The 25,607-nt window shown below is 65.4% G+C and carries 23 protein-coding genes and 1 pseudogene; 6 read left to right on the plus strand and 18 right to left on the minus strand.

What is annotated here, in order from left to right; genetic code table 11:
* Nucleotides 1-167 precede the first annotated feature (167 nt).
* The 4 genes from QU602_RS17365 to QU602_RS17380 all read right to left on the minus strand — a co-directional run bounded on the left by QU602_RS17365 (nt 168) and on the right by QU602_RS17380 (nt 4,399).
* Nucleotides 168-584 (minus strand): RHS repeat-associated core domain-containing protein, encoded by a 417-nt coding sequence (locus tag QU602_RS17365; RefSeq protein ID WP_308797702.1) that lies wholly within the window; start codon nt 582-584, stop codon nt 168-170.
* Nucleotides 585-1,172: 588 nt separating this feature from the next.
* Nucleotides 1,173-2,588, minus strand: a complete 1,416-nt coding sequence (locus tag QU602_RS17370; RefSeq protein WP_308797703.1) for an RHS repeat-associated core domain-containing protein — start codon at nt 2,586-2,588, stop codon at nt 1,173-1,175.
* 264 nt (nt 2,589-2,852) lie between these two features.
* Complete coding sequence (locus QU602_RS17375) at nt 2,853-3,185, minus strand: hypothetical protein (protein ID WP_308797704.1); 333 nt, start codon at nt 3,183-3,185, stop codon at nt 2,853-2,855.
* A gap of 512 nt (nt 3,186-3,697) precedes the next feature.
* Nucleotides 3,698-4,399 (minus strand): hypothetical protein, encoded by a 702-nt coding sequence (locus QU602_RS17380; protein WP_308797705.1) that lies wholly within the window; start codon nt 4,397-4,399, stop codon nt 3,698-3,700.
* 136 nt (nt 4,400-4,535) lie between these two features.
* Here QU602_RS17380 and QU602_RS17385 point away from each other — a divergent pair, with 136 nt between their 5' ends.
* The 5 genes from QU602_RS17385 to QU602_RS19165 all read left to right on the plus strand — a co-directional run bounded on the left by QU602_RS17385 (nt 4,536) and on the right by QU602_RS19165 (nt 7,852).
* Entirely contained in the window at nt 4,536-4,796 is a 261-nt protein-coding gene (locus tag QU602_RS17385; RefSeq protein ID WP_308797706.1) for a toxin, read from the plus strand.
* Nucleotides 4,793-5,059, plus strand: coding sequence for a ribbon-helix-helix domain-containing protein (locus QU602_RS17390; protein ID WP_308797707.1), 267 nt, complete (start codon nt 4,793-4,795; stop codon nt 5,057-5,059). Before QU602_RS17385 ends, QU602_RS17390 begins: the two co-directional genes overlap by 4 nt.
* Before the next feature lie 401 nt (nt 5,060-5,460).
* A complete protein-coding gene (locus QU602_RS17395) occupies nt 5,461-6,420 on the plus strand; it encodes a hypothetical protein (RefSeq protein ID WP_308797708.1) in 960 nt (319 codons plus the stop codon).
* Nucleotides 6,411-7,178: a hypothetical protein gene (locus tag QU602_RS17400; protein ID WP_308797709.1), complete on the plus strand. Its 768-nt coding sequence runs from the start codon at nt 6,411-6,413 to the stop codon at nt 7,176-7,178. Before QU602_RS17395 ends, QU602_RS17400 begins: the two co-directional genes overlap by 10 nt.
* A 422-nt stretch (nt 7,179-7,600) precedes the next feature.
* Nucleotides 7,601-7,852, plus strand: coding sequence for a DUF6572 domain-containing protein (locus tag QU602_RS19165; RefSeq protein ID WP_373692952.1), 252 nt, complete (start codon nt 7,601-7,603; stop codon nt 7,850-7,852).
* Between the two features lie 384 nt (nt 7,853-8,236).
* Here QU602_RS19165 and QU602_RS17410 read toward each other — a convergent pair whose 3' ends face one another.
* The 3 genes from QU602_RS17410 to QU602_RS17420 form a co-directional block, all read right to left on the minus strand.
* Complete coding sequence (locus QU602_RS17410) at nt 8,237-8,524, minus strand: hypothetical protein (protein ID WP_308797711.1); 288 nt, start codon at nt 8,522-8,524, stop codon at nt 8,237-8,239.
* A 12-nt stretch (nt 8,525-8,536) separates the two neighbouring features.
* The gene (locus QU602_RS17415; protein WP_308797712.1) at nt 8,537-9,193 is read right to left on the minus strand and encodes a polymorphic toxin type 50 domain-containing protein; all 657 of its coding nucleotides are present in this window, start codon (nt 9,191-9,193) and stop codon (nt 8,537-8,539) included.
* A gap of 224 nt (nt 9,194-9,417) precedes the next feature.
* Entirely contained in the window at nt 9,418-9,768 is a 351-nt protein-coding gene (locus QU602_RS17420) for a hypothetical protein (RefSeq protein ID WP_308797713.1), read from the minus strand.
* 169 nt (nt 9,769-9,937) lie between these two features.
* Between QU602_RS17420 and QU602_RS17425 the strand changes: the two are divergent.
* Nucleotides 9,938-10,173 (plus strand): annotated as a pseudogene (locus QU602_RS17425) (IS3 family transposase); the annotation flags it as partial.
* Nucleotides 10,174-10,379: 206 nt separating this feature from the next.
* Here QU602_RS17425 and QU602_RS17430 read toward each other — a convergent pair.
* The 11 genes from QU602_RS17430 to QU602_RS17480 all read right to left on the minus strand — a co-directional run bounded on the left by QU602_RS17430 (nt 10,380) and on the right by QU602_RS17480 (nt 25,520).
* On the minus strand, nt 10,380-10,883 hold the full coding sequence (locus tag QU602_RS17430; protein WP_308797714.1) for a hypothetical protein: 504 nt from the start codon (nt 10,881-10,883) through the stop codon (nt 10,380-10,382).
* Nucleotides 10,884-11,274: 391 nt separating this feature from the next.
* Entirely contained in the window at nt 11,275-11,568 is a 294-nt protein-coding gene (locus tag QU602_RS17435; protein WP_373692847.1) for a transposase, read from the minus strand.
* Nucleotides 11,569-12,099: 531 nt separating this feature from the next.
* Nucleotides 12,100-12,447, minus strand: a complete 348-nt coding sequence (locus QU602_RS17440; RefSeq protein ID WP_308797716.1) for a hypothetical protein — start codon at nt 12,445-12,447, stop codon at nt 12,100-12,102.
* A 444-nt stretch (nt 12,448-12,891) separates the two neighbouring features.
* Entirely contained in the window at nt 12,892-13,428 is a 537-nt protein-coding gene (locus QU602_RS17445) for a DUF2510 domain-containing protein (protein ID WP_308797717.1), read from the minus strand.
* A 144-nt stretch (nt 13,429-13,572) separates the two neighbouring features.
* The gene (locus QU602_RS17450; RefSeq protein ID WP_308797718.1) at nt 13,573-14,226 is read right to left on the minus strand and encodes a hypothetical protein; all 654 of its coding nucleotides are present in this window, start codon (nt 14,224-14,226) and stop codon (nt 13,573-13,575) included.
* 151 nt (nt 14,227-14,377) lie between these two features.
* Nucleotides 14,378-18,631 (minus strand): LamG-like jellyroll fold domain-containing protein, encoded by a 4,254-nt coding sequence (locus tag QU602_RS17455; protein WP_308797719.1) that lies wholly within the window; start codon nt 18,629-18,631, stop codon nt 14,378-14,380.
* A 208-nt stretch (nt 18,632-18,839) separates the two neighbouring features.
* The gene (locus tag QU602_RS17460; protein WP_308797720.1) at nt 18,840-20,204 is read right to left on the minus strand and encodes an ABC transporter substrate-binding protein; all 1,365 of its coding nucleotides are present in this window, start codon (nt 20,202-20,204) and stop codon (nt 18,840-18,842) included.
* 57 nt (nt 20,205-20,261) lie between these two features.
* Nucleotides 20,262-21,233: a carbohydrate ABC transporter permease gene (locus QU602_RS17465; RefSeq protein WP_308797721.1), complete on the minus strand. Its 972-nt coding sequence runs from the start codon at nt 21,231-21,233 to the stop codon at nt 20,262-20,264.
* Nucleotides 21,230-22,165: a carbohydrate ABC transporter permease gene (locus QU602_RS17470; RefSeq protein WP_373692848.1), complete on the minus strand. Its 936-nt coding sequence runs from the start codon at nt 22,163-22,165 to the stop codon at nt 21,230-21,232. Before QU602_RS17470 ends, QU602_RS17465 begins: the two co-directional genes overlap by 4 nt.
* Nucleotides 22,162-24,378: an alpha-galactosidase gene (locus QU602_RS17475; RefSeq protein WP_308800225.1), complete on the minus strand. Its 2,217-nt coding sequence runs from the start codon at nt 24,376-24,378 to the stop codon at nt 22,162-22,164. The genes QU602_RS17470 and QU602_RS17475 overlap by 4 nt, the downstream gene beginning before the upstream one ends.
* A gap of 152 nt (nt 24,379-24,530) precedes the next feature.
* Nucleotides 24,531-25,520: a LacI family DNA-binding transcriptional regulator gene (locus QU602_RS17480; protein ID WP_308800226.1), complete on the minus strand. Its 990-nt coding sequence runs from the start codon at nt 25,518-25,520 to the stop codon at nt 24,531-24,533.
* Nucleotides 25,521-25,607: the final 87 nt, after the last annotated feature.

A 25,607-nucleotide genomic window follows, 5' to 3' on the forward strand; every position in this document is an offset into this window, starting at 1 on the left:
AGTGCTTTTCCTGCTAGCCCCAATTTACGGCTGGCGCGCAAACGGATCTCCGTTGACCATCTCGCTCGCGTCAAGGGTGCGATCAGCCGATTCTTCCCAGTCGGAGCAATCCAGCACGATGGGCGGACAGCCGTCCATGTCTGGCGGAGCCGGCGTGCTCCGTTCACCTAGCGCCTGTTCCCAAAGCCAAGCAGCCTGCCGACTGCGCCCCACGTTATTTCAGTGAGCCACGAGGCTCCTCCGGTCGCAGCGAGCGGGACCGCAACGACGCTCGCATCAGCCACCGGAAGATCTACCGTGGCGGGCGCCTGTTTGTGCTTGGCACGGTCGGCCATGGCGCGATCCATACTGTCGAAGGTTGCGCTCGAGTAGCCCTGGGGCAGAAGTCCCGTGGGGACGGTGAACGAGACTGGATTGTTGTGCGCGTACGCGTACCCGTTCCACTGTTGCGGGTCGGCGAGGTCGAGGAGTGGGTCGACGCTGATGAATGAGCCGACGAGTTCGTCGTAGTAGCGGGCGCCGATTTGGGTAAGGCCGGTGGATTCGTCGCGGGTCTTGCCTAGGAATTGCTTGTCTCGGGGCACGGTGTTGGCCTGGGAGCTTCCGCGTACGCCGCGTTCGCGCTTCGGCCTTGTTTCCGATACGGGCGAGTCCCGCCCTTTGGGAGCGAACACGTGCCCTCGCGATGGCGCCAGTCGTAGCCACAATGGGAGCGCGGGCACGGGCCGTGTCAATGTGACCTTACCCATCGTCTCTCATGAGAAAGCGGCGCTCCCCCTCGTCTGGATGACCGATGTAGTCGGCAAGCAACAGTGTGAAACCCGACCGTTCAGCGAGGAATTCTGCACCCGGAGTGTTCCTACCGTCGTCGATCACAAGCAGCACCGCCCCCCCCACAAGACTCCAGCGCCCTGTGCCCGAGCCCACTTCCATGCCGCGGGACTGCAGGTCGACGGCGGCGGCTGTCCCGTCAGAATGCAACACCAGAGACTCGCTGGGATCCTCCTCGGACACCCAGGCCCCCACGACGTCCGCTTCCGTCACAGGACGCAGAGAGGCCCATATATGGACTCCCGCGAAAATGAGGGCTGCCACGAACACAGTTGCAGCGACGATCCCCACACCGATAGCAACCGCACCGATGACCCTCTGCTTGCGAGATTCCGTTCTCATTAGTAGTGAACGCGCTCCGTCCAGGTGAGCGTTTGATCGATTCGCTTGTACGTGCCGAAAAGCTGATTGGACATGTCCATTGGACCCTTGAAATACTCGAAGAAATTCTCGCGATCCCACGGGATTCGCGTGAAACTTTCGATGGTGGTCGGGTTCGTAACGGTAATCTGCACAATAGCTGCACGTTCCACTGACTGCTCCACGACTTGGAACTCATAGTTGAACGAGCCGGTGAACGCTTCGGGCAGGTTCCCACCGTGGCCGTTGCTCGCAATGACAATCGCATCACGTACGAACATCTCAGGTGTTACCTCCACAGAGCCGGCCTCCGCACTTTTTCCTTGCCGCAGCCACTCCTCGATCCTCTCGCGCATTAATCCTGCCGTTTCGCCTAGCATGAAGCGCTTTGCATAGGCGTCCGTGCCGTCGAACCTGTAGTGGCCGTCTGGCCGCCCAAGCCCAGTCACGAACAAGCCAAAGAGCTCCCACACAGTCTCGTTTGCTTCCCGTTCAGTCGCCGTGATCTCTTCCGCAGCATCACACGCACCAGCGGAAGGGGCCATACAGCCAGGCGGGGCGACCTCGACCGGCATGGAGATCCGCGTCGCGCGGTCGGCGCGGTCGGCGACCGTTTGGTGTCCGCTCGGGTCTCGAGGCAGAAGCCCGGTGGGATCGGCGAAGGAGACGGGGTTGTTGTGCGCGTAGGCGTACCCGTTCCACTGTTGTGGGTCCGTGAGGTCGAGGAGTGGGTCGACGCTGATGAAGGAGCCGACGAGTTCGTCGTAGTAGCGGGCGCCTATCTGGGTGAGCCCGGTGGATTCGTCGCGGGTCTTGCCTAGGAATTGCTTGTCTCCGGGCACGGTGTTGGCGTGAGAGCTTCCGCGTACGCCGCCGAACGGGGTGGTGTAGAGCCGGGTGACGTCGGACGTGCGGGGGTGTGCGCCGTTGGAGATAGCGCCGATGGGTGTGCCGTGGTGGTCGTTCACGAGGGATGTAACGGCGTTGCCCAGTCCGCGGCCCGTTCGCATCGCCACCGTTTGGCTTGAGAAGGAGTAGTACCTGGTGGCGGTGACCATGCCGGTAACGGAGATGGCGATCTCTTGGCTGCCGGCGTAGATAGTGGTGATTCCATATGGGCAATCGCTCAGGAGCTTCTTCACAATCAGCGGGAGCAGGTCGAAGCGCTCGCCGAGCACGTGAGGGACCAGCTGCCGAGAGCGTTCGAGAGGCTGCTGTGCTTCTCCGCCGACCTTTCGGAGCTCCTCATGCGAGATGCGGGCCTTCGGGCCAGCATTCAGCTCTCGACCGAACCCGCGCTCTCGCTGGATCCGGTCTGGAAGCGGTGGGCCGATCTCGCTGATGAGCTCGTTGCCAGCGCAGTCGGCGGCACCGAGGCCCTCCGGGTCACGCACCATCTGGGCTCGATCACGGTCACTCTGCTTGTGAGCGCCTGGCTCCTTGTTCGCGATCAGAATGAGGCAGCGTTGGATGCCATCCTGCAACCACTGTGGTCTGCGCTTGCGGCCGGGATTGTACTGACCGATCGGGAGCAGTCCGCTCTCGCGTCCGTCGAAACGATCTTCGGGAAATAGAACCCCCCTTGGACGCGTTTCGCTTTCGCAACGCGGCCGACCTCAAGTGCCAGACGTGTTCGGCTTCTGCCGCGGCGTCAGTTCCGTCTAGTCGAGGCTGGCGTACAAATCTTCACCCGATGGGGTTGCGCTGTACCGGATGGAAACCGCGTTAGCCTCGGGCGCCTCCCAAGCTCGTTCATCGGTCAGCAGACCAACGGCCAGCTCAGCGTCGATCGCGGCTAAGGCACCGTACGGTTCCTGACAGTGATAGAGCGCCACGAGGTCCGATTTCAGCAGATCGATCAGAATCGACCGAGCGCGGACGGCGAGTTCCCGCTCTAGAGCATTCGGATGAAGTGATTTGAGTTGCCACACCGCCTCCCACAGGCCGGAATAGTCCTCAATCCCTAGCCATAACAGCGCTTTCAAATCCGACATCATCTTTCCCCGAGCACTGGATTACCTTGCAGGGGTATCCGCTCAACCACTCCATCTCGACTTATCTTCACATAGGGACCCGAGTGAAGTGGGTCGGCATGATTCGGCCAGCCGTTTTCAATGGCGATTGATTCACCGGGGGCGTCGGGGTTAAGGAATCGAACTCCGGCGCCCTTCTTCAGTGGCTTCTCGGTCCAGGTACTGGGCACCAGATCGCGCACTTCTTGCGAGGTTGCCCCCCGCAAACTCGACAAATCGTCGAGGCGCCGGTCGATGTTGTCGATCGCGACCGCGTGCTCGAACGCGCACGTCGCATCGGGGTGGGCTACCGGATCCTGCGCGACACCGTGCCGCTGTGACCGAGGACGAAGCCGACGAGATTGTCGCTGACTTCACTAGTCCGTGAAAAGATCCGCCACCGCCTCGGCCACCGCCATAGAGCTCGCGGGCAAGCCTGATCCCAGTTCGGGCTCAGCCTCGCGCGAGGGCTTGATTGGATAGGCCGCGCATGTTCAAGTCCGGGCCTGAGTCACGAACGCGTGCAATGCGTTCTGGGCGTCCTGGAGCGCCGGCCCGCCCATCGTGAAGATCCTCGGTGCTGTCTCCCGTTGCAGGAGCAGCGGCAACCGGACGGGCTCAGCGCCGCGGCCCGTCGAGATGACAAGCACCAGGCACTCATTCGCGGTCGTTACGTTGAACGTCTGGCCGATTTCCACCCGCTCGATTGCGCCGACAGGAATGACGAGGTTCGGTCCTCGCTCGGCTGGCGCTCGGACAAGCACGGCAGCCGACTTCAACTCGAGCATCATCACGAACGGGACGCGGTCGATCGCACCTTTGCTCAGGCTCGCTAGGGCGGCCCTCGTCTCCGCTGTCGGACTGAATAGCCAGGCCTGCTCCCCGTGTCGCCTCGCGGCCTCGAGGGCTCGAAGCGGACGTCCATAGAAGCGCAGGAAGACGGTGTAGGCGAAGAGTGCGAAACCGCATGCGATCGCGATCCATTGCAGGATCACCGACAAAGGGCGGAGGCCGGGATCCTCGGATCGCAGGCCGATCGCGAACGCCTGACTCGCCACGAAGACGACGAGCATGGCCCCTACGCCGAGTATCCAGCCCGAAGCGCTTCGGCCACCCTTCATGTCGAGCGACGCTACCGCAACCCCGTTAACCCAGCCGAGTTCCGCGTCGCCGCCAACGTACGACGAAATGCCCAATTTCTGAGCATATTGCAATTCTAGTGTTCGTTTGAGAACATCCAGACGTCGCTGACATAAGCCTCCGCGGTCGGTAGCCGCCGGGTTTCGTTTACACAATGGCGGATTTCGTTTACGATTTGAGGAGCGAGACGACGTGACGGAGACTCGCGTGCACCCATCCGCGTTGCGGCACGGGTTGAGCGCCGACGAGATCATCGGGCTCTGGTCCGTGGGATTGGAGGACACGTGGCTCGACGACCTCGACCCGACGCGGCTCCTGCGGATCAGTCTGGACGAGGCCGGCCGACCGTGGGAACTCGTAGGTCTCGTCTTCGACGGCGGCGCTCGACACCTCGTCATTCACGCGATGCCGCTACGCAAAGGAACGATCGAACTGATCAGGAGGGCTCGATGAGCAGAAGCCACGGCACCGTCAACGGCGCCGAGATCTCCGAAGACGTGATCGACCGCCTCGTCGCAAACGCCGAAGCCGGATTCCCCGGGGTCACGGCACGGCGTGCCGGGCGCCCTACGATGGGCGAGGGACCGGCGACGACGGTCGCCGTCCGCCTCGACCCCACCCTGCACCAGGCGCTCGTCGAACGCGTCGAAGGTGAGAACTCGAACGCCTCCCAGGTCATTCGCGACGCACTTCGCGAGTACCTGCACGTAGCGTGACCTACAACCAGTTCACGCCCGGCCACGCGCCCAGTGGTTACTTAATGACCACAAATTCAAGTGCACAGTGACTCACCACGGCTCACGCTCCCGCGGAATTCCAGCGATGTGAGCCTCAATGAGCCACCGTGAACCACCACTTGGTAACTTCTGCTTCCCAAGCAGATAGCGCGGGTTCGATTCCCGTCATCGGCTCCATGTGCGAAATACCTGGTCACCCTGCTTTTGTTTCTATACAGAGGCATCTTCCATGGGTGTGCGACCAGGCCGCCTCGCATTCAGTGGCCACGTAGTAGACATAAATTCGCGTGCTGCGCCCATCGCAGGACAGCACGCGCACGCTTCAATCCAGCCGAATATAACCTTGCAGACCCTGTTAGCTGCGGGGTTATATTTTGGGTGTGGCCATCGAGTTGGAGCGCGCGAACGATGTCCTCGCTCAGGCGGGGAAGTCGGTTCGTGTCGCGGGCTCGACGGCACTTCGCATCGATGGCCGCGCGTACGAGGTCAAGGTGCGCAGCCGGCCGTCGCCGGCCGATCTTCGACGGGAGCACAAACGACTCTCGCAACACGGACCGGCGCTCCGGCTCATGTACGTGGTGCCACGGATTTCACCGGCGCTCGCGGCAGCCGCAGCCGCGTTGCCCGACGTCCTCGTGGTCGGTGTCGACGATGGGGTGATCATCGAGGACGGCCAGTCCCGCCGGGCCAACAGCGATCCGTCCGAGCTTGCGCCGTCGTCGCCGCCTCGATATGCGTGGGGGCGGTTCGCGGTGATGCGGGCCCTCGTTCAGCATCCGGGGCGACGTCAGGTCGATCTGGCCGCCATCACCGGTGTGTCCCAGGCCGCCGTATCCAAGGCGCTCGGCACGATCGGCTCGGTCGCGATTGACGCACGTGCCGGCTCACGTCAGGCCGCCGAGCGGCTCTGGGACCGCTTCCTCGCCGAGTACCCGGGCCCGCGCGGAATCACCACGAACTGGTACTCCCTCGACCCGCCCACGCATCAGTCCGCACAGGTGCAGGCGAGACATCCGGAAGCCCTGATCTCCGGCGACGCCGGGGCCGACGAGCTCGCACCCTGGCGCGCCGTCCGACGCGCCAAGATGTACGCCGCCACCGGACTCGAGCTCGCCGAGCTCGGATTCGCAGAGGCAGACCCCGCCGATGCGACCCTCGCCATGACCGTGCCCGACGATCACACCGTCTTCGCCACAGCCCGCGCCTGGCACCGCAACCCCCGCGCTGCCCTGACCGCCGACCCGATGATCGTGGCCTGGGACGTCAGCCGCATCGGCGGCGCCGACGCCGACGAAGCCGCCGCAAAACTCAGAGCACTCGCGTTCGAGGCATGGCCGTGATCCGACGCACCGTCCACACCGTCTCGACCTCCAACGCCGACGACGCCGCGTTCGGCGCGCTCGCTGACGCATCCAAGATGCTCGATGGCGCATCCGATGCCCGTATCGTGGGCGGCCAGATGGTCGCGCTGCTGCTCGCCGCGTTCCCCACCCCGGACGCGATCATCCGACGAACCGCCGACGCTGACCTCGCGATCTCGACCACGCTCGCAACGGCGGGAACCCTGCATGACCAGCTCACCGCAGCAGGCTACGAAGCCACCGCCGGCAACAGCTACGCCAAGCAGGACCAGACGATCGACCTCCTAGTCCCCTCCCGAGCTGGAACCTTCACCAGAGCAGAGCACGGCGGCCGAACCTTCGACGCCGCACCAGGCCTCAGCCTCGCCCTCGCAGCCGACCCGATCGAGCTCGACGTCACCGTCATCCTCCGCGACGGCTCGGCCCTGCGCCTCAACACCCGCCTCCCAACGCCCGAGATCGCAACCGTGCTGAAGGCGTACGCCTCAAGATCCCGCGCCGCTGTGAAGGACGCGGTCGATCTGCACAATCTGCTCTCCATCGCCGACGCGCACCCGCCAACCGAGATCGGCGGGTGGTCACTCACCGAACCCGCGCTCAGCGGCAGCCGGCGGGACGCCGCCCGCATCCTGAACGCCCTCGCCACGCGCGCCCGTCGAGACCCGACGCTCCGCGCGTCCGGAGTCAACCCTGCACGACTGAGCGCACTCATCCAACGACACGTCGCCCCACAGTAGGCCGCATCCCTCGGAGACCTCGCCCCACCCGACAGGCCCCATCGTCGACAGCCCTCGAGCGCCAGACGTGTTCGCCTTCCCTGCACATATGAGCGGCGTCCGCCTTTCTCGCTCTTGCGCTGGACGCTGTTAGCAGGCTGCATCTCGGTCCGGCACTCGCTCGCACGGAGCCACAATCGAACGCTCGCGAGCATCGAACCGAGTACGCTCGCCATTACGCTTTCTGCTGCCCGAACCGGCGTGTCTCCGACGAACAAGAACTCGACCTCACGTCCGCGATCACCTGCCGCATCGAATCCGTCCCCGTCACCACCAATACTGCAAGTTCACACAGCGCACTGGAGGCCCACATGCCCGGACTCGCCGAGACGAACAGGATCGATCTCATTGCTCAGGACGCTGACGGCACGTACCTGCTCATCATGGTCGAAGATCGCCGCTGGGGCGTCGATCCCGACCAGGCTAGGCAGCTGCAAGAAAAGGTCAACACATACGCTGGCTACGTGCTCGATGGAAGCCTCTCCAAGCAGTATCCCGAAACCGCCAGTGGACCGATCCGGATACGTCTCGACTGCGCTGAAGCGCCGGCCGGGCACATTGCGCATATTGCGGCGCACTCCGTCAGCCAGCTCGCCGCCCACGGAATCGACTTCCAGGTCAACCCGAAGAGCTGAGCGCGAGCCGTCTGCGGAATGCAACGACAAACGAGCGCAATTCAACAGCAGCCGCGTCATCGCGATCGCCCACACCCGCCTCGGCGGCGTCAGCGAGCCTGACCGCGCGATCGACGTCGCCAGCAAGCTTCCAGGCGACGGGTTGTCGGTAGCAAGCTGGTGCTCGAACCCCAGCCCTTGGTCCAGGAGGTCGCACAATGCCGTCAACGACGCGTTCGACTGCTTCGGCACCTGGGCGAGTTCCATCTATGCGCTCGGTTCGCGGAGCAGATAGCCGTTCCGGGCGCGACCATTGTCCGGATTGTCAGCGTGGCAGCGTCTACCGGTCCGCTGCTAGGAGCAGTGCCCCTTAGCGTCGAGTAGCGCGGTGGCCCGGCCCCTCCCTCAGTCTGACTCTTTCCTCATGTAAACACCCTCTTCGCCGTCTTGTAGCTGAAGGCGAGTGGTCATGGGCACCCATTCGCAGTCAGCCTCGACCGTGACGAAATCCTCGAAGTCCGCAATCACGTACGTCTCCGCCAACGCGACATTCTCGCGATCGTCTTCACTCGGATCGTTTTCGAATATGAATCGTAGGCGTATGGTCGGCTTTCGAGCCGCCACTGCCACGCCACGCAGATTCGGGGTGACTAGACCCAAAAGAGCGCCCTGAACTGAGAGCAGAACGCGCACACGAAAGCCTACTCATTCGATCGGCCTGCTCGGAACCACGTGAATTCCTTTCTTTCCGTAATGAGTGATGCCTCTCGTCGTTTCAGTGATCGCCCCAGTATTTCTATCAACGAACCGCCCAATTGGTTCGCCGAAGTCCACGCGTTCCCTCGAACCTGGGTGCCCGACAGGCAGCTTTCCAACCGGTGTCCCGGTACCCGCGTGCCGGGCGAGCAGTCTGGGATCAGCCGTCAACACGCTCTTTCTCGGATCGACGTTGAAATGGTCCGGGAAGTGCTTTTCCTGCTGGCCCCAATTCACGGCTGGCGCAAACGGATCTCCGTTGACCATCTCGCTCGCGTCAAGGGTGCGATCAGCCGATTCTTCCCAGTCGGAGCAATCCAGCACGATGGGCGGACAGCCGTCCATGTCTGGCGGAGCCGGCGTGCTCTGTTCACCTAGCGCCTGTTCGTTGGAGTTTGCGCAGCTTTCGGTTGAAGAACCGCACATCATGAGCACGCCGCCGAGCGCGCCCCCAAAGCCAAGCAGTCTGCCGACTGCGCCCCACGTTATTTCAGTGAGCCACGAGGCTCCTCCGGCCGCAGCGAGGGGGACCGCTACTACGCTCGCGCCGGCCACGGGAAGATCTATGGTGGCGGGCGCCTGTTTGTGCTTGGCACGGTCGGCCATGGCGCGATCCATGCTGTCGAAGGTTGCGCTCGAGTAGCCCTGGGGCAGAAGTCCGGTGGGATCGGTGAACGAGACTGGATTGTTGTGCGCGTACGCGTAGCCGTTCCGCTGTTGCGGGTCTGTCAGATCGAGCAGCGGGTCGACGCTGATGAATGATCAGCGCCGTTCACATCGGAGGACACCGCGCTCCCCCACCACCAGCGACTTGACCGGGGAGAGCCGTCCTAGTTCGTCCGCTCTGCAAATGGAGAGTCGAAGATATCGCCCTCGTGCTCCTCGACCCTGAGCCCGGCCGCGACGATCGGGAACCGCTTGCCAGCTGAGACAAGAACGCGAAGGCGATCGATTTCGAACGGGCCAAACTCGGCCGTCACGGCAACCCGATCCGACTCGCGGTGAGCGTCGAGCGAGAGCCCCCTGAAAACTCTCGGGACGGCGAGATACTCGACGCCCACGAAGATGAAGTCAACGCTTCGTGTGGCGTCAAGGCCTCGTGGGCTGCGAATCAGGAGCGATCCGTGACTGACGCGGTACTCCCACAGCTGGAAACGTCGATCCGAGTAGTCGGCGTTCATTCGAAGGGGCTCCCAACCTTCTGTCCGCCCTTCCAGTATTCCACGTTCGGGAAGGAACCTCCGCGAAGTTGCAAGAGTTCCCAGTCAGTTGCGCCGCCTCCTCCAGAAGAAGCTCGAGTCAATCCGGGCCATACCTCGACGCTGTCAAGGTTGAACATGACCCGCTGATATGGGACGGGTGGGGGCTGCCGGGAGATAACGCCGCGATGAAAATCGTTCTGGTCAGTGCTGCAAACGAACGTGCTCAACCAGCAACGCTGGGCGAACCGGCAGGAGCTGCGCCTGGCGATCGTGGTCTGGATCGAGCGGAAGTACCACCGACAACGAGCCCAAGACGCCCTCGGCGGATTGACGCCGATCGAGTTCGAGACGAAGCTAATCGAGCCGCGATCCCTCGCGGCCTAAACCACACCTGTCACCGAAACCTTTCTCACGCCCCACCGGCGAAGGCGAACGCGAAGAACGTGTATGCGCCGAAGGGCATCCAAGAGAGCGAACGGCGCATTACCCACCACCAGACTCTCTCAGCACGACTTCGCGACACTGCAGATGCCGGGCTACTCACCCGGCTGGTTTCGCCCACAGGACCGTTTCCGTCAACGACGAGCTCGTCAGTCGAAAAGGTCAGCAGTCGTCATACGCCCGGCAGGTTTGAGCTCTTCAAAGGCCTCGAGCCACGGGGCTAGCCCGAGCCAGGCGCGCAGGGCTTTTTCTAGCCGAACCGGCGCAACCGTTTTCCGGTACGGCAACAGTTCCGTCTCGACCTTGCTCGCGGGCCGCCGACGATCACCCGTGAAATCGACGACCTCGACATTCTCCGGCGTGCCAACCGCGACCTTATAGGCCGGCAATGGCAGATCGTCACCGACCGGTGCGTGGTCGACCACCGTCCAATGGCCAGCGTGCAATTTCCCGTCCAACGAGAGCGCCACGAACAGTATCGGCTGCCCCAACGCTTGGCGGGCATGCGCGCGAGCATCCTCCAATGACAGAACGGCCTCGAAGATCGCAAAATAGTATCCGGCGCCGCCGTACCTTGCGACGATCTGACCGACGCCCGCACGTCCGTCACCGACCGGGACAATAAACACATCACCAACGTTCAGCCTCATCACCACAGATCTCCACCCGCGTCCATGTGCCTCTGATCGTTCATCTGGTGCCGACGGTTCGCAAGGCCGCCGTCCGGATTGCCCGCGTTCGTCGGACCTCCTCCTCGGCGAATGAAGAACTCTTCCATCCGATCAAGTTGGGCGCCCGGCGCTGCTCGTCCAAGCTCTTGGAAGGGTAGTCTTATCCGCGAGTACCCGGTCGGGGCGGGACCGTGGTCGGCCTCGTGCGCCGACGACGCGAATCTCGCTCAGCGTCGCCGTCAGCATGCGCGTGTCGGCCGCCTGCCCCGAGGTGAGGATGAATGCGAGAGCACGCCCTTTCCCATCACAGACCAGATGGCTCTTCGTCGTCAGCCCGCCTCGAGATCGGCCGATTGCGTGATCGGACGGCTCGTCACCGAACTTCTTGTAGTTCGATCCCGCCCCCTGTGGCGCGGGGCAGAGTGGCACCGTGCTGGTGCACACGCACGATCGTCGAGTCGATCGACGCGACCCAGTCGAGGTCCCCGGCCTGCTGAGCGATCGACTGCGTCTTCTCCAACACGCGCGCCCAGACACCCTGCTCGGCCCACCTGTTGAAGTTCTTGTAGATCGTGTTCCAGTTCCCGAATCGCTCCGGCACGTCACGCCACGGCGCTCCGGTGCGGAATCGCCACGCCGTCGCTTCGACCACCGTGCGCCGATCCACCGGCGGTCGTCCGGTCGACTTCGCCTTCGGGAACAACGGGCCGTCACAGCCCAGACCTCATCTGAGAGCACGTCGCGCGACACGCATCAAGCCTCGTTACGAGCGACTAGAAATGGGTTTAGCAACAGGCCCTAGTCGAGACTGGCGTACAAATCTTCACCCGATGGGGTTGCGCTGTACCGGATGGAATAGGTCCTCCTAAGACGGAGGACCCCAACCCGACACGACCCGGCATCTTTCCCACCTCCGCCGCCAGTGAGCTCGAACCCTCTAGGGATTGGAGTTCTGTCAGTCGTCACGCCGTCGCTTCTCGTCCTTCTCTGGGTCCCCCTCGGTTGGAGCATCCTCTCCGCGCCGTGCATCGCGGTATACGGACAGACAGTAGAGCCCAACAATCACGAGGCCCAACATGATGAGCGCCGGAAGGTACCACCAGGGCGCGCCTGTCCAGTCACGCAGAGAAGCCGACGCATCCAGGACCGTCGAACTGTTCGCGGCCACCGTGAATAAACTTGACGAGCTCACTGTCGATCATTCAACTCGTGGTTGGCGCGCTCGCGGATGGCTTGCCGGGAGCCACAACAGCACGGCTGCGAGCACAGTCAGTAGTGCGCTCGCCCAGGTAAGCGGCCCACCTAAGAAGAGAAACTGCGTGATCGCCACTGCAATCACAACGAACCGAACCCAACGAAATGCCAGCCAGGCGAATAGCGCACAGAGGAGAGGGGCGCCGACGTACCAGATGCTGGTGATGATCGCGCCAGCCACGTAGAGCGCAGCCACCGATTGCGACACCGCCGACAGAGCCGGCGTCGTGAGCGCAAGCACAGCTTCCACCAGTGCGAGCACGGCACTACCGAGCAGCGCGAACGCTGCCATAGTCATCCCCTGTGGACGAGGTGCCGACGCCGTCTGTCCAAGGTGGTGACTCATCCTTCTCCTACTGTCCATCGCCGCTAACCGCCGATACGTAAACGCTACGGCGTCGCGGGCGCGGGCGCGGGCGCGGGCGGCGACGTTCCCGGAGGTTCGGAACGTGGGGACGATTCCAGATCGCCAACTGGGCATCTGTGTATCCCTTCAGGCTCAACGCCCACTCGGCCGCGGATTGGGGATCGATCGCACCTGCATGCCGGGAACGCACTGAAGCGATGACTTCGGGTGCGATCAACAACGAGCTCAGGCTTGTCCGGCTTGTCCAAACGTAAGGCACGTCGCGTTCCCAGGGGATACGCGTGAAACTTTCCACGGTGGTCGAGTTGCGATCAGTGATATCGACAAGCGCCGATCCTTCAGATTCGGTGACGGACTCCCGAAAGCAGGCTATGAAGCCACTGCAACCACCTCGTACGCGTGGGGGAGCGCTTCGACCAGGGCCCAGACTCCGAACGCGACAGCGACGCACGACACCGCAAGCGAAACACGGGCCTGCCCCGCACGGCGCCCGGCATGGCGCTGGCCATTGACGATGGCGATCACACTCACGAACACATTCCACACGGAGAGAAACAGAACCGCTGCGACACTCCCAGCCAGTAGCACGGCGCCCACAGTCGGGAGCATCGCGGCGCGAAGATCAATCGCAAGAACGAGGAGGGCGACGACTCCGGCGAGCGCGATGAACGACGCGATGAGCGTCGACCGTGCGATGGCATTCGTCGGCGAGTTGGGAAGTTGGTCCTTGTAGCTCTGCACGTAATCCGACACCACCGCGCGCGCTGCGCTTTCGCGGCGCGGCGGGCGGAACTCCGTGTCTGACCATCGGTAGCCATCCCACCACCGCTCGAGGTCTGATTCCTCAGGATCCTCGTACCAGCCCGGTTCAGGGCGTGGAGCGATCTCGTCGTACCCGCCGCGCATCAGCCCACCCACCTCGTTGCCGTCGCCCCGACGACGCCCTCGCTAGGAGCAAGTTTCCCCAAACCTCGCCGGGCATGACAAGAGTGCATCTTCCGCTGATACGAGATCAGGAACGAGAGGTGCTCGTGCCGTAGCACCACCCCGTCAGTTCGCTGCCCGGCTGGTGTCGATCGGTGCTTGAGCGCCGGGAAGATCAGCACACACGTCGCGCAACAGCGCTTGGTACATCGCTCCATCGAACGAACGAGGAAAGAAGGATGCCTCGCGCATCGGGATTATCGGGAGTTCCACCGCACTGTCCTCGGCGTGAGTGCGAGCAAGCAGGGCTGTGAAGGTGCCAGCGTTGTGCGGGAGTTCTGCGAGTCGAAATCCACCTGGCACGATGTCCGCTTTGGCGGCGAGCTTCGGTCGGACGCCGATGAACCAGCAGACCCAGTCCCGGGTGATCACTGCCGACGCCACGTGCGGTGATTTGTAGCGTTGCGTGGTGTGTGCGCCCGCCTGGAACACGTGGTCGTCTTGAGACCGCAAGACCACCCGCAAGACAATGGCGTCCGGATACCGCCGCCGCAGCACGCTGAGCGCCTGGCGCGCGTTCCGGCGCTGCCACAGGAATCCGATCGCCAGGAGAATCGCCGAAAGGAGAAATGATCCGACGACGAGGTCAACCGCGTTGAACCCAAACTCGTGCTCCACACGCACTGCTCCAGAGATGCCCACGATCAGGCGCAACACGATCGCGGCGGCAGCCAGAGCGAGAACGACCCCGAGCACGTACCGAACAGCGTGTCGCTTCATGGGCCAGTCGTTCCTCCTCGAACGTGGAAGCCAGGATCCAACGATCCTGACAGAACACCACGGCGCTCCATCGGAATGGAGCGCCGTGTGCGCGGGAAGGCCGTGGCGGCCGGCACGTGATCCGTGCCGACCGCCACCTCATTGACCGGAGCTACTGCATGTCGTCGGCCGCGGGGTCGCCCGCGCCGCGCTTCTTCATCCGGAGGGCCAGTCCGACCCCGGCCGCCGCGAGCCCGAGCGCGAGGAGCAGGCCGATCGGCACCGTGACACCGGTGTTGGCGAGCCAGCCGTCTCCGCCGCCGTCCTGGCCGCCCGGCCCACCGGGCTGGCCCGGCGTGCCCGGCTCGCCCGGTCCCGGCTGACCCGGACCACCCGGCTCGCCCGGACCACCCGGTTCACCCGGTCCGCCCGATCCCACGACCTCGAACGGCGCGGATGGCGCGGAAGCCGGCGAGACACCGACGCCGTTCGTCGCGAGCACGCGTGCGACCCACACACCGGCGGGCACGTCGTCCAGGCGTGCGCTCATCTCGGCGCCGAGGCCCTCGGACACCGTGAGCACCCGGGCCGGCTCGCCGACGCCGACCGCGTCGGCCGGCCACAGCTCGACCGAGTACGACGAGATCGCCGAACCGTTGTCGGCCGGAGCCGTCCACGACACCTCGACGGTCGATCCGTCGACGGTGGCCTCTGGGGCCGCGGGCGCGTCCGGCACCGAGACATCCGACCCATCGGTCGTCAGCACCAGCGGCGCGAACGCGATCCAGTCGACGTCGGGCGCAATCGCGTAGCCCTCGAGCACGACCTGCTCGTACATGCCGCCGCGCTCATCGATGACGATGGTCGGACGCGTGTTCCCGAAGGTCAGCGCTCCACCGTCGGTCGAGAGCTCCAGCGGCATGATCGCCTCCCAGAAGTTGGTCGCGGTGTACGTGTACCGGAACGTCGATCGCCCGACGAGCCCGTCACCCGCGCCTTCCTCCGTGGCCTGCAGCCCGAGGTCGACCACCTGCGGGTTGTAGTCGTGCGTGCCCTCGATGTCGTCGTTCGAGAAGTGCACGATCGCGTTGTACGAACCCGCCGCGTCGAAGCCGTCGAGCCGGGGAACCGTCATGGTGCCCTCGTTCTCGGGGTCGGCATCGGTGATGCCCAGCCCGGTCACGTACCCCGTGCCGCCGCCGTTGGTGAGCGCGTCACCGAACCCGGACACCTCGGCGGTGCCGTTGAGGCTCACCAGCTCGCCGTCTTCGGCCTCGATCCTGATGATGTGCTGGTCGCCCTCGACGGCACGCGTCGTCGAGAGTGCTGCGACGTGCGCACCGCCCGTGCTGCGAAGCTCGATCTCGGTGATGCCTTCCGGCAGGTGCACGCGGGCCTCCGACTCGGAGCCGCCCGAGAACACCGTCGCGAGACGGCCGTCCACGTGCAGTTCGAGATCGCTGCCTTCCCAGTCGGCCACGATGTCGTAGTAGCCCGACTCGTACGACGAGACGTACAGGTCGGCTCGTTGCCCCGCTTCGACCACGACGGCACCGCTGTCGAGCACCGCACCATCGATCAGACGGAACGTGCTCGCCGGGTACTCGGTCCGCTCGGTGCTGACGTCGTCACCGACGCGCAGCAGCTCGAACCGGTCGAGCGTGACTCCGCCGTCCTCCGCTGCGCCGGGCAGCGGGGTCGCACCGTCGACGCTCGTGCGAAGGCTCAGGGTGTGCTCCCCCGCCTCGAGCTGCAGCGTGATCTCGGCGGTTCCACGAGCAACGGTCCGCACATTGGGTGGCCGTACGGCGTTCACGCCGTACTGCACGGTGTCGGCGTACTCGTCGTTCAGGAACACCGCGTGCTGGGCCGCGCGACCGGGGGTCGCGCCGAGCACGGTGAACCGGTAGAGCCCCGCCTCATCGACGGCCACGTCCCAGTCCGCACGCGAGGCAGCGGTACTGAATCCGGCGACATCGCCGTCGTTGGAGGCACGGTAGCCGCCCGGCGAGTTCCGGACGTACGCGTCGGTGAGACGCGTGTGCTCCGCCTCGGCCACCAGCCGCGTCGACTGCGCCGTGAGTCCTGCGGCCACGTCGCGATCGCTCGCCGGAGTGATGATGACCTGGAACGCGCTACTCGTCGCGGACGAGGGGACGCGCACGGTGAGCGAGCCGTCCTCCACCTCTGCCGAGTCGTACGCGGCGACCAGCCGCGGCGTCACCGCGACGCCGTCGGTGCCGTTGACGACGTTCTCACGGATCTCGACGTCGACCGCCGAACCGAAGGTCCCGGCGGGCAGGCCGCTGACCTGCAGTTCGCCGTCACGTCCCGCGGTAATGCCGCCCAGGATCACCTGGGCGCGGGCATTGCCCTCATCGATCGCAGCGATCGCCTTCTCCTGATTGGCGGTCACGCGTGCGGTCTCCGCACCGAGCAGATCGCTGTACCACTTGTACAGCCACCATCCGCCGTTGGCGGCGTTGACCTTCGCCTGGTTGTCCGACATGGTGCCCGACGCGGTCCAGTACGCGCTCTGCGCGTAGATCTTCGCCGCCTCGAAGCCCGAGAACCACCGCAGGATGTTGGCGGGCGAACTCATGTCGGTGCTCGCACCCCACTCCATGATGTTGATCTGCGGGATGTCCGCTTCGGCGATGCCGAGGTCGCGTGCGTACTGCCGGAACGCTTCGGCACGCGTCGGCATCCACTGGTAGCCGCGCAGCTCGTGCCAGACATACACATCGGGCACCGTGTCGGTCTCGATGGCCATCTCGAGGAACCGCTTGATGTTTCCCTCGCCGCGCCACACCGAGTCACCGGGGCCCGCAATCTTCGGCGCCCCGAGGCCGTGACGGTCGTAGATCTCGTGGATCAGGTTCCACGCGGCCACCCAGTCCGACTCACCGTTCGGCGTGAAGCTGTCGGGCTGCCCGCCCTCGATGAGGTACCGGTTGTAGAGGCTGTCCGTCCGGAGCCACTGCAGGTCGAGCTCGTTGAACGGCTTGTAGACGTAGTCCTCGGCACGATCCGAGTCACGCGCGATGGTGTCGACGACGATCTCGAGCACCTCGAGGTAGTCCCAGACGCCGTTGCCGCCCTCGACGCGCTCCCCCGTGAGGATGCCGTTCTCGTCGCGCGTGTACGTCCAGTCGTCGCCCGGTCGGACACCGCGGTTGTAGGGCCAATCCGGGTAGTAGTCCTGGGTGTTGACGTAGAGGTGCTGCCCGTACTTGTCGAAGAAGGTGTCCTCGACGTTGAAGGCGTCGCCGCCCGGGTGCTGAGTGCCGAACGGCGGCTTCTGCGAGGCGGTCTGGAGTCCGGCTCCGTTGACGAGCGCCTGGGTCGGGGATGCCTCGTCGCCCAGTCCGTACAGCGTGCCGGCTGCACCACCGCGGAAGTCACCCGTTCGCTGGGCGAAGTCCACCGCAACGGCCTCGGTCTGACGCTGGGTCACCGTCACGCTGGCCGTGAGCGGTGTCGCCCAGCCGGCCACGGTGCCTTCGACGGTGAACTCGGCCCCCGGCGTCGCGTACTGCGCCGGGCTCACGTGCGCCCAGTCGATGGCTGCCGTGCTCTCGAGGCCGCTCTCGTAGGTCACGCCGACCGTGGCCGGCAGGATGGGCGGCGCTCCCGCATCCGTGGTGAGGTTCCATGCCCCCTGTGCGAGCGAGGCGATCGCACCCGCCTGGTCGGTGAAGAGCGTGGAGACCTGCTCACCCGAGAGGGCGCTCGTGTAGATCGCGAAATCGTCGAACTCCCCGCCGAACAACGCGGCCCATTGGGGTGCCCACGGGACGCGCCCGATGAGCCCCGACCGGGTGCTCTCGTCGGCGGCGAGCAGCTCGAAGTCCACCTCGACCGCCTCGGAACGGACCAGTTGCCCGTTCAGGTAGTACGACAGGGTCGAGCCGTCGACGACCGAGGCGATGTGATTCCACGCGTCGGCGCGCAACGGCGCCGACGCCGAGGCCTTGACCTCGGTACCGGAGTTCGCGACGGCCCGAGACATGTTGCCCTCGTTCGGCGTGAAGTACGTGCCCCAGTTGTTCGACGGGAGCGCATCGCTGCCGATGATGTACGCGTAGGGCACCTGGCCCGCGTTGCGGCCGTCCCACTTGACCCAGGTCGCGACGGTCATCGCGTCCACCTCGTCGAACAGCCCGGCGGGCACCTCGAGGTAGGGCGCGCTGGCCTGGGGCGTTCCCTGCGCGCCGCCCGGGAAGACGCCGGACTGGCCGGCGCCTTCCGTCGGCCCGTTTCCCCGCTGGAGCGAGTCCGAGTTCCGCACGCGCGCGTCGAACGCTTCGCCGAGCGCCCCCTCGTTCTGGATCGTCGAGGGGCCGTCCTCCCCATCGAAGGTGTACAGGATCGCGGGTTCGGGAGCGGGCTCAGCCGCCGCGGCCGTCGCGCCGACGACGGTCATCCCGCCGACCATTGGCACGGCCGCGCAGGCGGCGAGGAACGTGCGCCATGGGCGTCTCGCTCTGTTGGGTTGCGAACTCATCTTCTCTCTTCCTCTTCTTCGAGTGGATTGAGGCCTGGTTCGGGCAGCAGGCATTGACGCAGCGCCGCTCCTTCAGACACTGCGCGGGTGGTCCAGGCGCCGCGAGTCGTCGCGGCGCCTGGCGCGCTTACTGGAACAGTGCGTTGACCTGCTCGTTGGCGTCGGTCAACGTCGAGGCGTCACCGTTGCCCTGCAGGAACTGCTCGACCGCAGCCGAGATGGTGTCGTTGACCACTGACCACTGGTCCGCGATCGGCAGGAGCGCCGTGGTGCCCTCATCGACCTGCACCGTGAAGCCCGAGACATCCCAGCCCTTCTCGGCGAAGGCTTCGGTCGCCTTCTCGGTCGAGGTCTTGATCGCCGGGAAGACGACCGCGGACTCTGCGATGACGTCCTGGCAGGCGGCCGAGCCGAGGTACTTGACCCATTCCCAGGCCTCGTCCGGCTGGTCGGTTCCCGCCCAGATCCCGTCGGAGAGGCCGTTGAAGACGCTCGCCCGCTCACCGCTCGGGCCGACCGGCGTCGGCGCGACGAGCGTGGGCACATCGGACTGACCGAGGTACGAGCCGTTCATCCAGCTGCCGTCCGTGACGGTCGCGTACCGGCCGGCGAGGTAGCCGTTCATCGGGTCCTGCTCGGAGAGGGCGATATCGACCGACGGCATGTAGCCCTTCTCCTGCAGCGACTTGTACCAGGTGAGGGTCTCGACGAACTCGTCGGCGCCGAAGTTCCATTCCGTGGTCCACGGGGTGGTGTCGCCGTAGTACCAGGAGTTGCTGAGTGCGAACGGCGACCAGGTCTGCTGGCCGGTCGCGTTCAGGCCGTTGCCCGAGAGCGCCAGTCCGTAGACCGCGACGTTGTTCGCGTCGAAGCCCTCCTCGTTGCCCCGCACGCCGTTCCCGTCGACGGTGAGTGCCGCGATCGCGGCTTCGAAGGTGCCGCCGTCCGTGGTGTTCCACTCGAGTTCGGCGAGCTGTTCGGTGGTGAGGCCCGCCTCGGCGGCCATCTGCTCGTTGTAGAAGAGCGCGACGGTGTCGAAGTCCTTGGGCAGGCCGTAGCGCTCGCCCTCCTGGTCCTGCCAGAGGTCGGCGAGGCCGTCCTGGTAGATGTCGAGATCGATGCCGTCGGCCTCGATCCGATCGGAGATCCCGAGCAGCTGACCCTGGCCGACGAACTCGGGGTAGTACGAGAGGTGGTCGGCGAAGACGTCGGGGGCGGTCCCGGACGCGAATCCGGTGGTGAGGCCCTGCCAGTAGTCCGCCCAGCCGTACTGCTCGATCTTGACTGAGATGCCCGACTCCGCTTCGAAGTCGTCGGCGCACTGCTGGTAGGCCGGCTGCTGGTTGCTGTCCCAGAGCCAATACGTGATCGCCGCGTTCTCGGACTGCGCGCCCTCCGGGCTGCTGCAGCCTGCGAGGGCCATCGCGGAGGCCGTTGTGACTGCAGCCGCAGTGAGTGCGATGCGTCCGCGGCGGCGGGTGAGGTGCGTCATTGCAGAACCTTTCAGTGGGGGGATGGGCTCGGTGCCGGTCGGCACGCGATCGACTCGCTACTTGATGCCCGAGTAGCCGAGGTTGTTGACGAGTTTCTTGCCGAACATGAGGAACAACACGAGCACTGGGAGTGCCGCGATGAGGGTCGCGGCCATCAGACCCGCCCAGTCGGGTCCGGTCTGCGGGGTCTGCGACCGGAAGATGCCGAGTGCCACGGTGAGGACTCGGGAGTCTTCGCTCCGACCGACGAGGAGCGGCCAGAAGTACTCGCTCCACGCGGTGATGAACGTCAGGAGGGCCAGCGTCAGCATGGGCGTCCACGACATCGGCAGGATGATGCGGAAGAAGATGCGCGCGTGGCCGGCGCCGTCGATCATGGCCGACTCTTCGACCTCGCGGCTGATACCGAGGAAGAACTGGCGCATGAAGAAGACCGCGAACGGGGTCATGAACAGGAACGGCAGGATGACTCCGAGGAGCGTGTTCAGCAGGCCGAGGTCCCGGATCAGGACGAAGTTCGGCAGCTGCACGAAGATCGGCGGGATCATCAGCGCTGTGAGGAAGAGGAAGAAGACCGCGTCCCGGCCACGCCACGTCAGCCGAGCGAAGGCGTACGCGGCCATCGAGCTGAAGAGCACCTGCCCGACGGTGATCGTGGTGGACACGATCAGGGAGTTCCGCAGGTAGAGCCAGAAGTTCAGCGCCGCCGTGGTGCCGCCGTCGGCCGCGATCTCCTCCGGAGTGGCCAGACCGAGCACGCGCCGGAATCCGCCCCAGCTGAATTCGACCGGGAGCAGATTCCCGGGCTGCAGGTACAACGCGCTGTTGCTCGAGAGTGCGGTGCGGAGCATCCAGTAGAACGGGAAGAGCGTGACGATGAGCACGACGATCAGCGACGCCCAGGCCAGGATCCGACCCGCGGATGCGCGCGGCCGGCCTGCTCGGCGTTCCCTCGGCGTCGCGCGGCTCGGCGTCGCGCGGCTCGGCGACGCGACGTCGTCCTTGGGTGCGGGGGCAGTCGTGGTCATGCGAGGTCCGATTTGTTGGAGCGCAGCAGCTTGAGCTGGGCGTAGGCGATGATCGCGAGGACGACGAGCAGGAACACCGAGATCGCGGATGCGTAGCCGAGGTCGAATCGCTCGAACGCCTGCTGGTAGATGTAGTAGTAGATGACTCGCGTGGAGTTGACCGGACCACCCTGGGTGGTGACGGCGACGGTGTCGAAGATCTGGAAGGATCCGACGACCGTGATGACCAGGACGAGGGCCATCACGGGCCTCAGCAGCGGAAGCGTGATGGTCCAGAACATGCGCCATTCGCTCGCGCCGTCGAGCGCCCCGGCTTCGTAGAGCTCCTTCGGGATGGTCTGCAGACCGGCGAACACGAGGAGAGCGGTGTAGCCGACGAAGCGCCAGACGTTGATGAGCGCGATGGTGGGGATCGCGGTCGCCGCGTCACCGAAGAATGCGACCCGGTCGATGCCGAGCCCGTCGATGATCACGTTCACGATGCCGGTCGAGTAGTCGAACATCCAGAACCACACGAGCGCGACGACCACGTTGGCGACCAGGTACGGCAGGAGGATGATGCCCCGGATGACGATGGACTGGGTGAGCCGGTGCATGAGGACGGCGATGCCGACGGCGAGGACGGTTTGCACCCCGATGTTGATCAGCACGTACTGGACGGTGACCCCGAGGGAGTTCCAGAACAGCGGATCTGCGAACATCCGTTCGTAGTTCCCGGTGCCGATGAACTCACCACTGCCGATGAGGTTCTGGTCGGTGAAACTGAACCAGATTCCCCGGATGGTCGGGATCAGGAAGAAGACGATGAACCCGATGGCCGCGGGGGCGATGAAGAACATCGCGGCCTTGAAGTCCGATCGCCCTTTTCGCGGACGCTGGTCGAGCCGGTCGACCCGGCCGACCCGCTCCAGCCGGGCCGTACTGCTCGTCATGACCCGCTTCCTTCCGCCAGGGTCTGGGGCTCGCGCTCGACCGCGATCCACGCAGCACGGTCGGGATGCAGCGCGGGGACGTCCAACCCGACGGTCGCGAGCGTTGCGCCGGTGAGGGTCACCGAGCCGTTCCGCCACCACTCGGGATAGATCTTCGGATTGCCGGCGTCGCCGTCGGCCGGGCCGGCGGGCGTGACGACATAGCTCGCCTCCGGGCTGAGACCCGGCAGCAGGACCCGTCCGGCCGGCCAGGTGACGGGACGCTCCATGAACGCGATCGCGAAGAGCCCGGCGCTCTGGTCGGGCGCCACGACGCCGGTCAGCCACAGCGCACCCGCTTCGAGATCGCGGCGGATCAGGGTGCCGGTGTGGATGAGCGCCCGCTGCGCCTTATAGAACGACACCCAGTCGGCGAGCTCGAAGCGCTGCTCGGCGGTGGCTTCGGTGAGATCCCATTCGACGCCGAAGTGGCCGAGCACGGCGGTGCCGCCGCGGAAGCTCAGCGGGAGCTTGCGGCCGGTCGTGTGCGACTTCTCCGCCCCGATGTGACTGCCGATGAGCTCCAGCGGGACGAGCTGCGAAGTCCAGCGCTGGATCTGCTGGCGCTCGTGCGCGTCGATGCAGTCTGAGGCCCAGACCCGGTCGGTGTGCTCGAGTATCTCGAGGTCCACCCGGGCTCCGCCGGACGAGCACGACTCGATCTCGAGACCGGGGCACGCGGCGCGGATCTCGTCGAGCAGACGATAGGCAGCGAGCGTCTGCTCGTGCACCCCTGCACGCCCGGTGACGGTCGATCCGGCGTCGACGAGGTCCCGGTTGTGGTCCCACTTGATGAAGTCGATGCCGTACTCGGTGACGAGTGAGACGATGCTGCGCAGGACGTGCGCGTAGGCGTCGGGTTGCGCGATGTCCAAGACCTGCTGGTGACGGAACTCCACCGGCAGACGCCCCGGCACCTGGAGCAGCCACTCTGGATGGCTGCGTGCGAGGTCGGAGTCGAGATTCACCATCTCGGGCTCGAACCACAGCCCGAACTCCATGCCGAGCGCCTTGACATGGTCGACGAGCCTGCGGAACCGTCCATCGCCCCAGACCGCGTCTGAGATCGCCCAGTCACCGAGCCCGGCCGTGTCGTTGCGGCGGTCGCCGAACCATCCGTCATCGAGGACGAAGCGTTCGACGCCTACGGATGCGGCGAGATCCGCGAGTTCGAGGAGGCGGTCGAGGTCGTGATCGAAGTAGACGGCCTCCCAGACGTTCATCGTCACAGGTCGCGGGCTCCTCGGGTGCCCTGCCCGCGCGCGCAGGTGCCGGTGGAACCGGGCCGCGACGTCATCGAGCCCATCCCTGCCGTACGCACCCCACAGATACGGGCTGGTGTAGCTTTCGCCCGGCCGCAGCACGACCTCACCGGGAAGCAGAAGCTCCCCACCGCCGATGAGTCGTTCGCCGGTGAAGATCCGCTCGGCGACGGTGCGGTGGTTTCCGCTGAAGGCGACATGGACGCCCCACGCCTCGCCGGATCCGAAGTCGAGGCCGGTCGTGCCGGCGGTCAGGAGGGTTGCCGCGTCGGCACCGGTGCGGCCGTGGCGCCCTTCGCGGGTATAGGTTCCGACACGGAAGGTTCCACGCTGCGGCACCCGCTCCTTCGACCACCGGCCGGCCATGTCGAGGAGCTCGTCGGCTCGGGTCGGCACGGGCAGCATGAGCGTGAGCCCGTCTACGCGGTACGCGTCCGAACCCTCGTTGCGCACCGAGGCACGTGCGCGAACGAGGCCACTCGGGAGCATCTCGATCACCAGCGTGAGGCCGAGATCGGTGATGGCGTCGCGTGCTTCGACCTCGATGCCGCCGCCGTTCCACTCCTGGGTGACGGTCACCGCGGTCGTCCGGAAGCGCGGGGACCAGTCCCGTCCGTCACGGTGGCCCGAGATTCCCGGGGTGCCGGTCCATCCCGTCCACGCTTCCGGCAGGATCGCGGGGCTCGTGTCGACATCGATGCCATTCGCGGCATTCGGCCGCGTAGTCGCCTGGACCAGAGCCGCAAAGTCCGCCTCTGACAGCTGACCGGTGTCCGGACCCCAGTGGAGCACTCGCGGAAGCCCGTCCTCGGGCAACGCGACGACGATGGAGCTTCCGGCTGCGGCGAGCCGAACGATCGGCGACCAGGTGCGGGGGGATTCACTCGCGCCCGCTGGCTCGGCGACCGACATCGTTGACACGCTTCCGTACTCCTTTGTGCGCAGTTCGATACGTTCTGCAAACGTACGTCAGCGACGCTAACACGAGCTGCGCCAATCCTGCAAACGTAGGTCAAATTGTCATCAGGAAACGTAGGTCACATCGCGAACGGCGCACTGCGGAATCACAGCGACGGAGGCGCGGACGTACTCTCACGGATGCGCAACTCGGGCGCAACCAGCGAATCTTGGGGGGCCTCGTCGGTATTCACCCAACCGGTGAGAAGCTCGAAGGTGCGCCGTCCGAGGTCGATGAAGTCCTGACTCACGGTGCTGAGGGAAGGCGCCCACATCGCAGCGAACGGCTGATCGTCGAACCCCATCACGCTCACGTCTTCCGGAACCCGCACCCCGCGCTCATGAAGTGCGCGCATCACACCGATGGCGATTTCGTCGTTTCCGCAGAGGATCGCGGTCACCCCGGCGAGATCGAGTGACAACCCCGCCTCATGACCCGACACCGGGTCGTAGTCGGCTTCGATCACCGGCGGAACCTCCGCACCCGCGTCCTCGAGCGCACGTCGCCAGCCCCACTCACGGCCCGAATTCTCTCGAGTGGACGGAATGGCGACATGATGCACGGTTCTGTGCCCGAGCGAGAGAAGATACTCCGTCGCGGCCCTGCCACCCTCGTAGTCATCGAGGAACGCGTGAGGTCGCCCCGAGGAGTCGTCTCGCGCTCCAGCTGCCGCGACGACGGGAACCGTACGAGGCAAGGCCTCAAGCGTGGCCACCCCGACGGCATCGAACTCGATCACGATGGCGCCGGCGAGCGGCTGCGTGAGGACCTGGTTCACGCCACGGCGGATGTCATCGGGAGATTCGGATTCCACGACGGCGATCGTGACCGCATACCCGGCCGCCCGCGCGGCCTCCTCGATTCCTCGCAGCGTCGCCGCATACCCGTATCGCAGGGTGTTCCGGGCAAGCACGGCGACCGTGGACCGGCGCCCGCTCACCAGCACCTGCGCCGCCGCGTTCGGCCGGTATCCAAGTTCGTCGACCGCCGCGAGCACCCGCTCGCGCACGCGCGCGCTCACCGGGGTGCGGCCGGTCACCACCCGCGACGCAGTCGACAGGCTCACGTTCGCGAGCGCCGCGACATCGGCCAACACCGGCAGGCCACCAACTCGATCCATGTCATGGACCATAACGCGTTGCGCTACCGACACCCCATTCGGCCCGAGCGGAAGGGCGCCGAG

The sequence above is a fragment of the Agromyces protaetiae genome, from assembly GCF_030866785.1.
GTDB classification, from domain to species: domain Bacteria; phylum Actinomycetota; class Actinomycetes; order Actinomycetales; family Microbacteriaceae; genus Agromyces; species Agromyces silvae.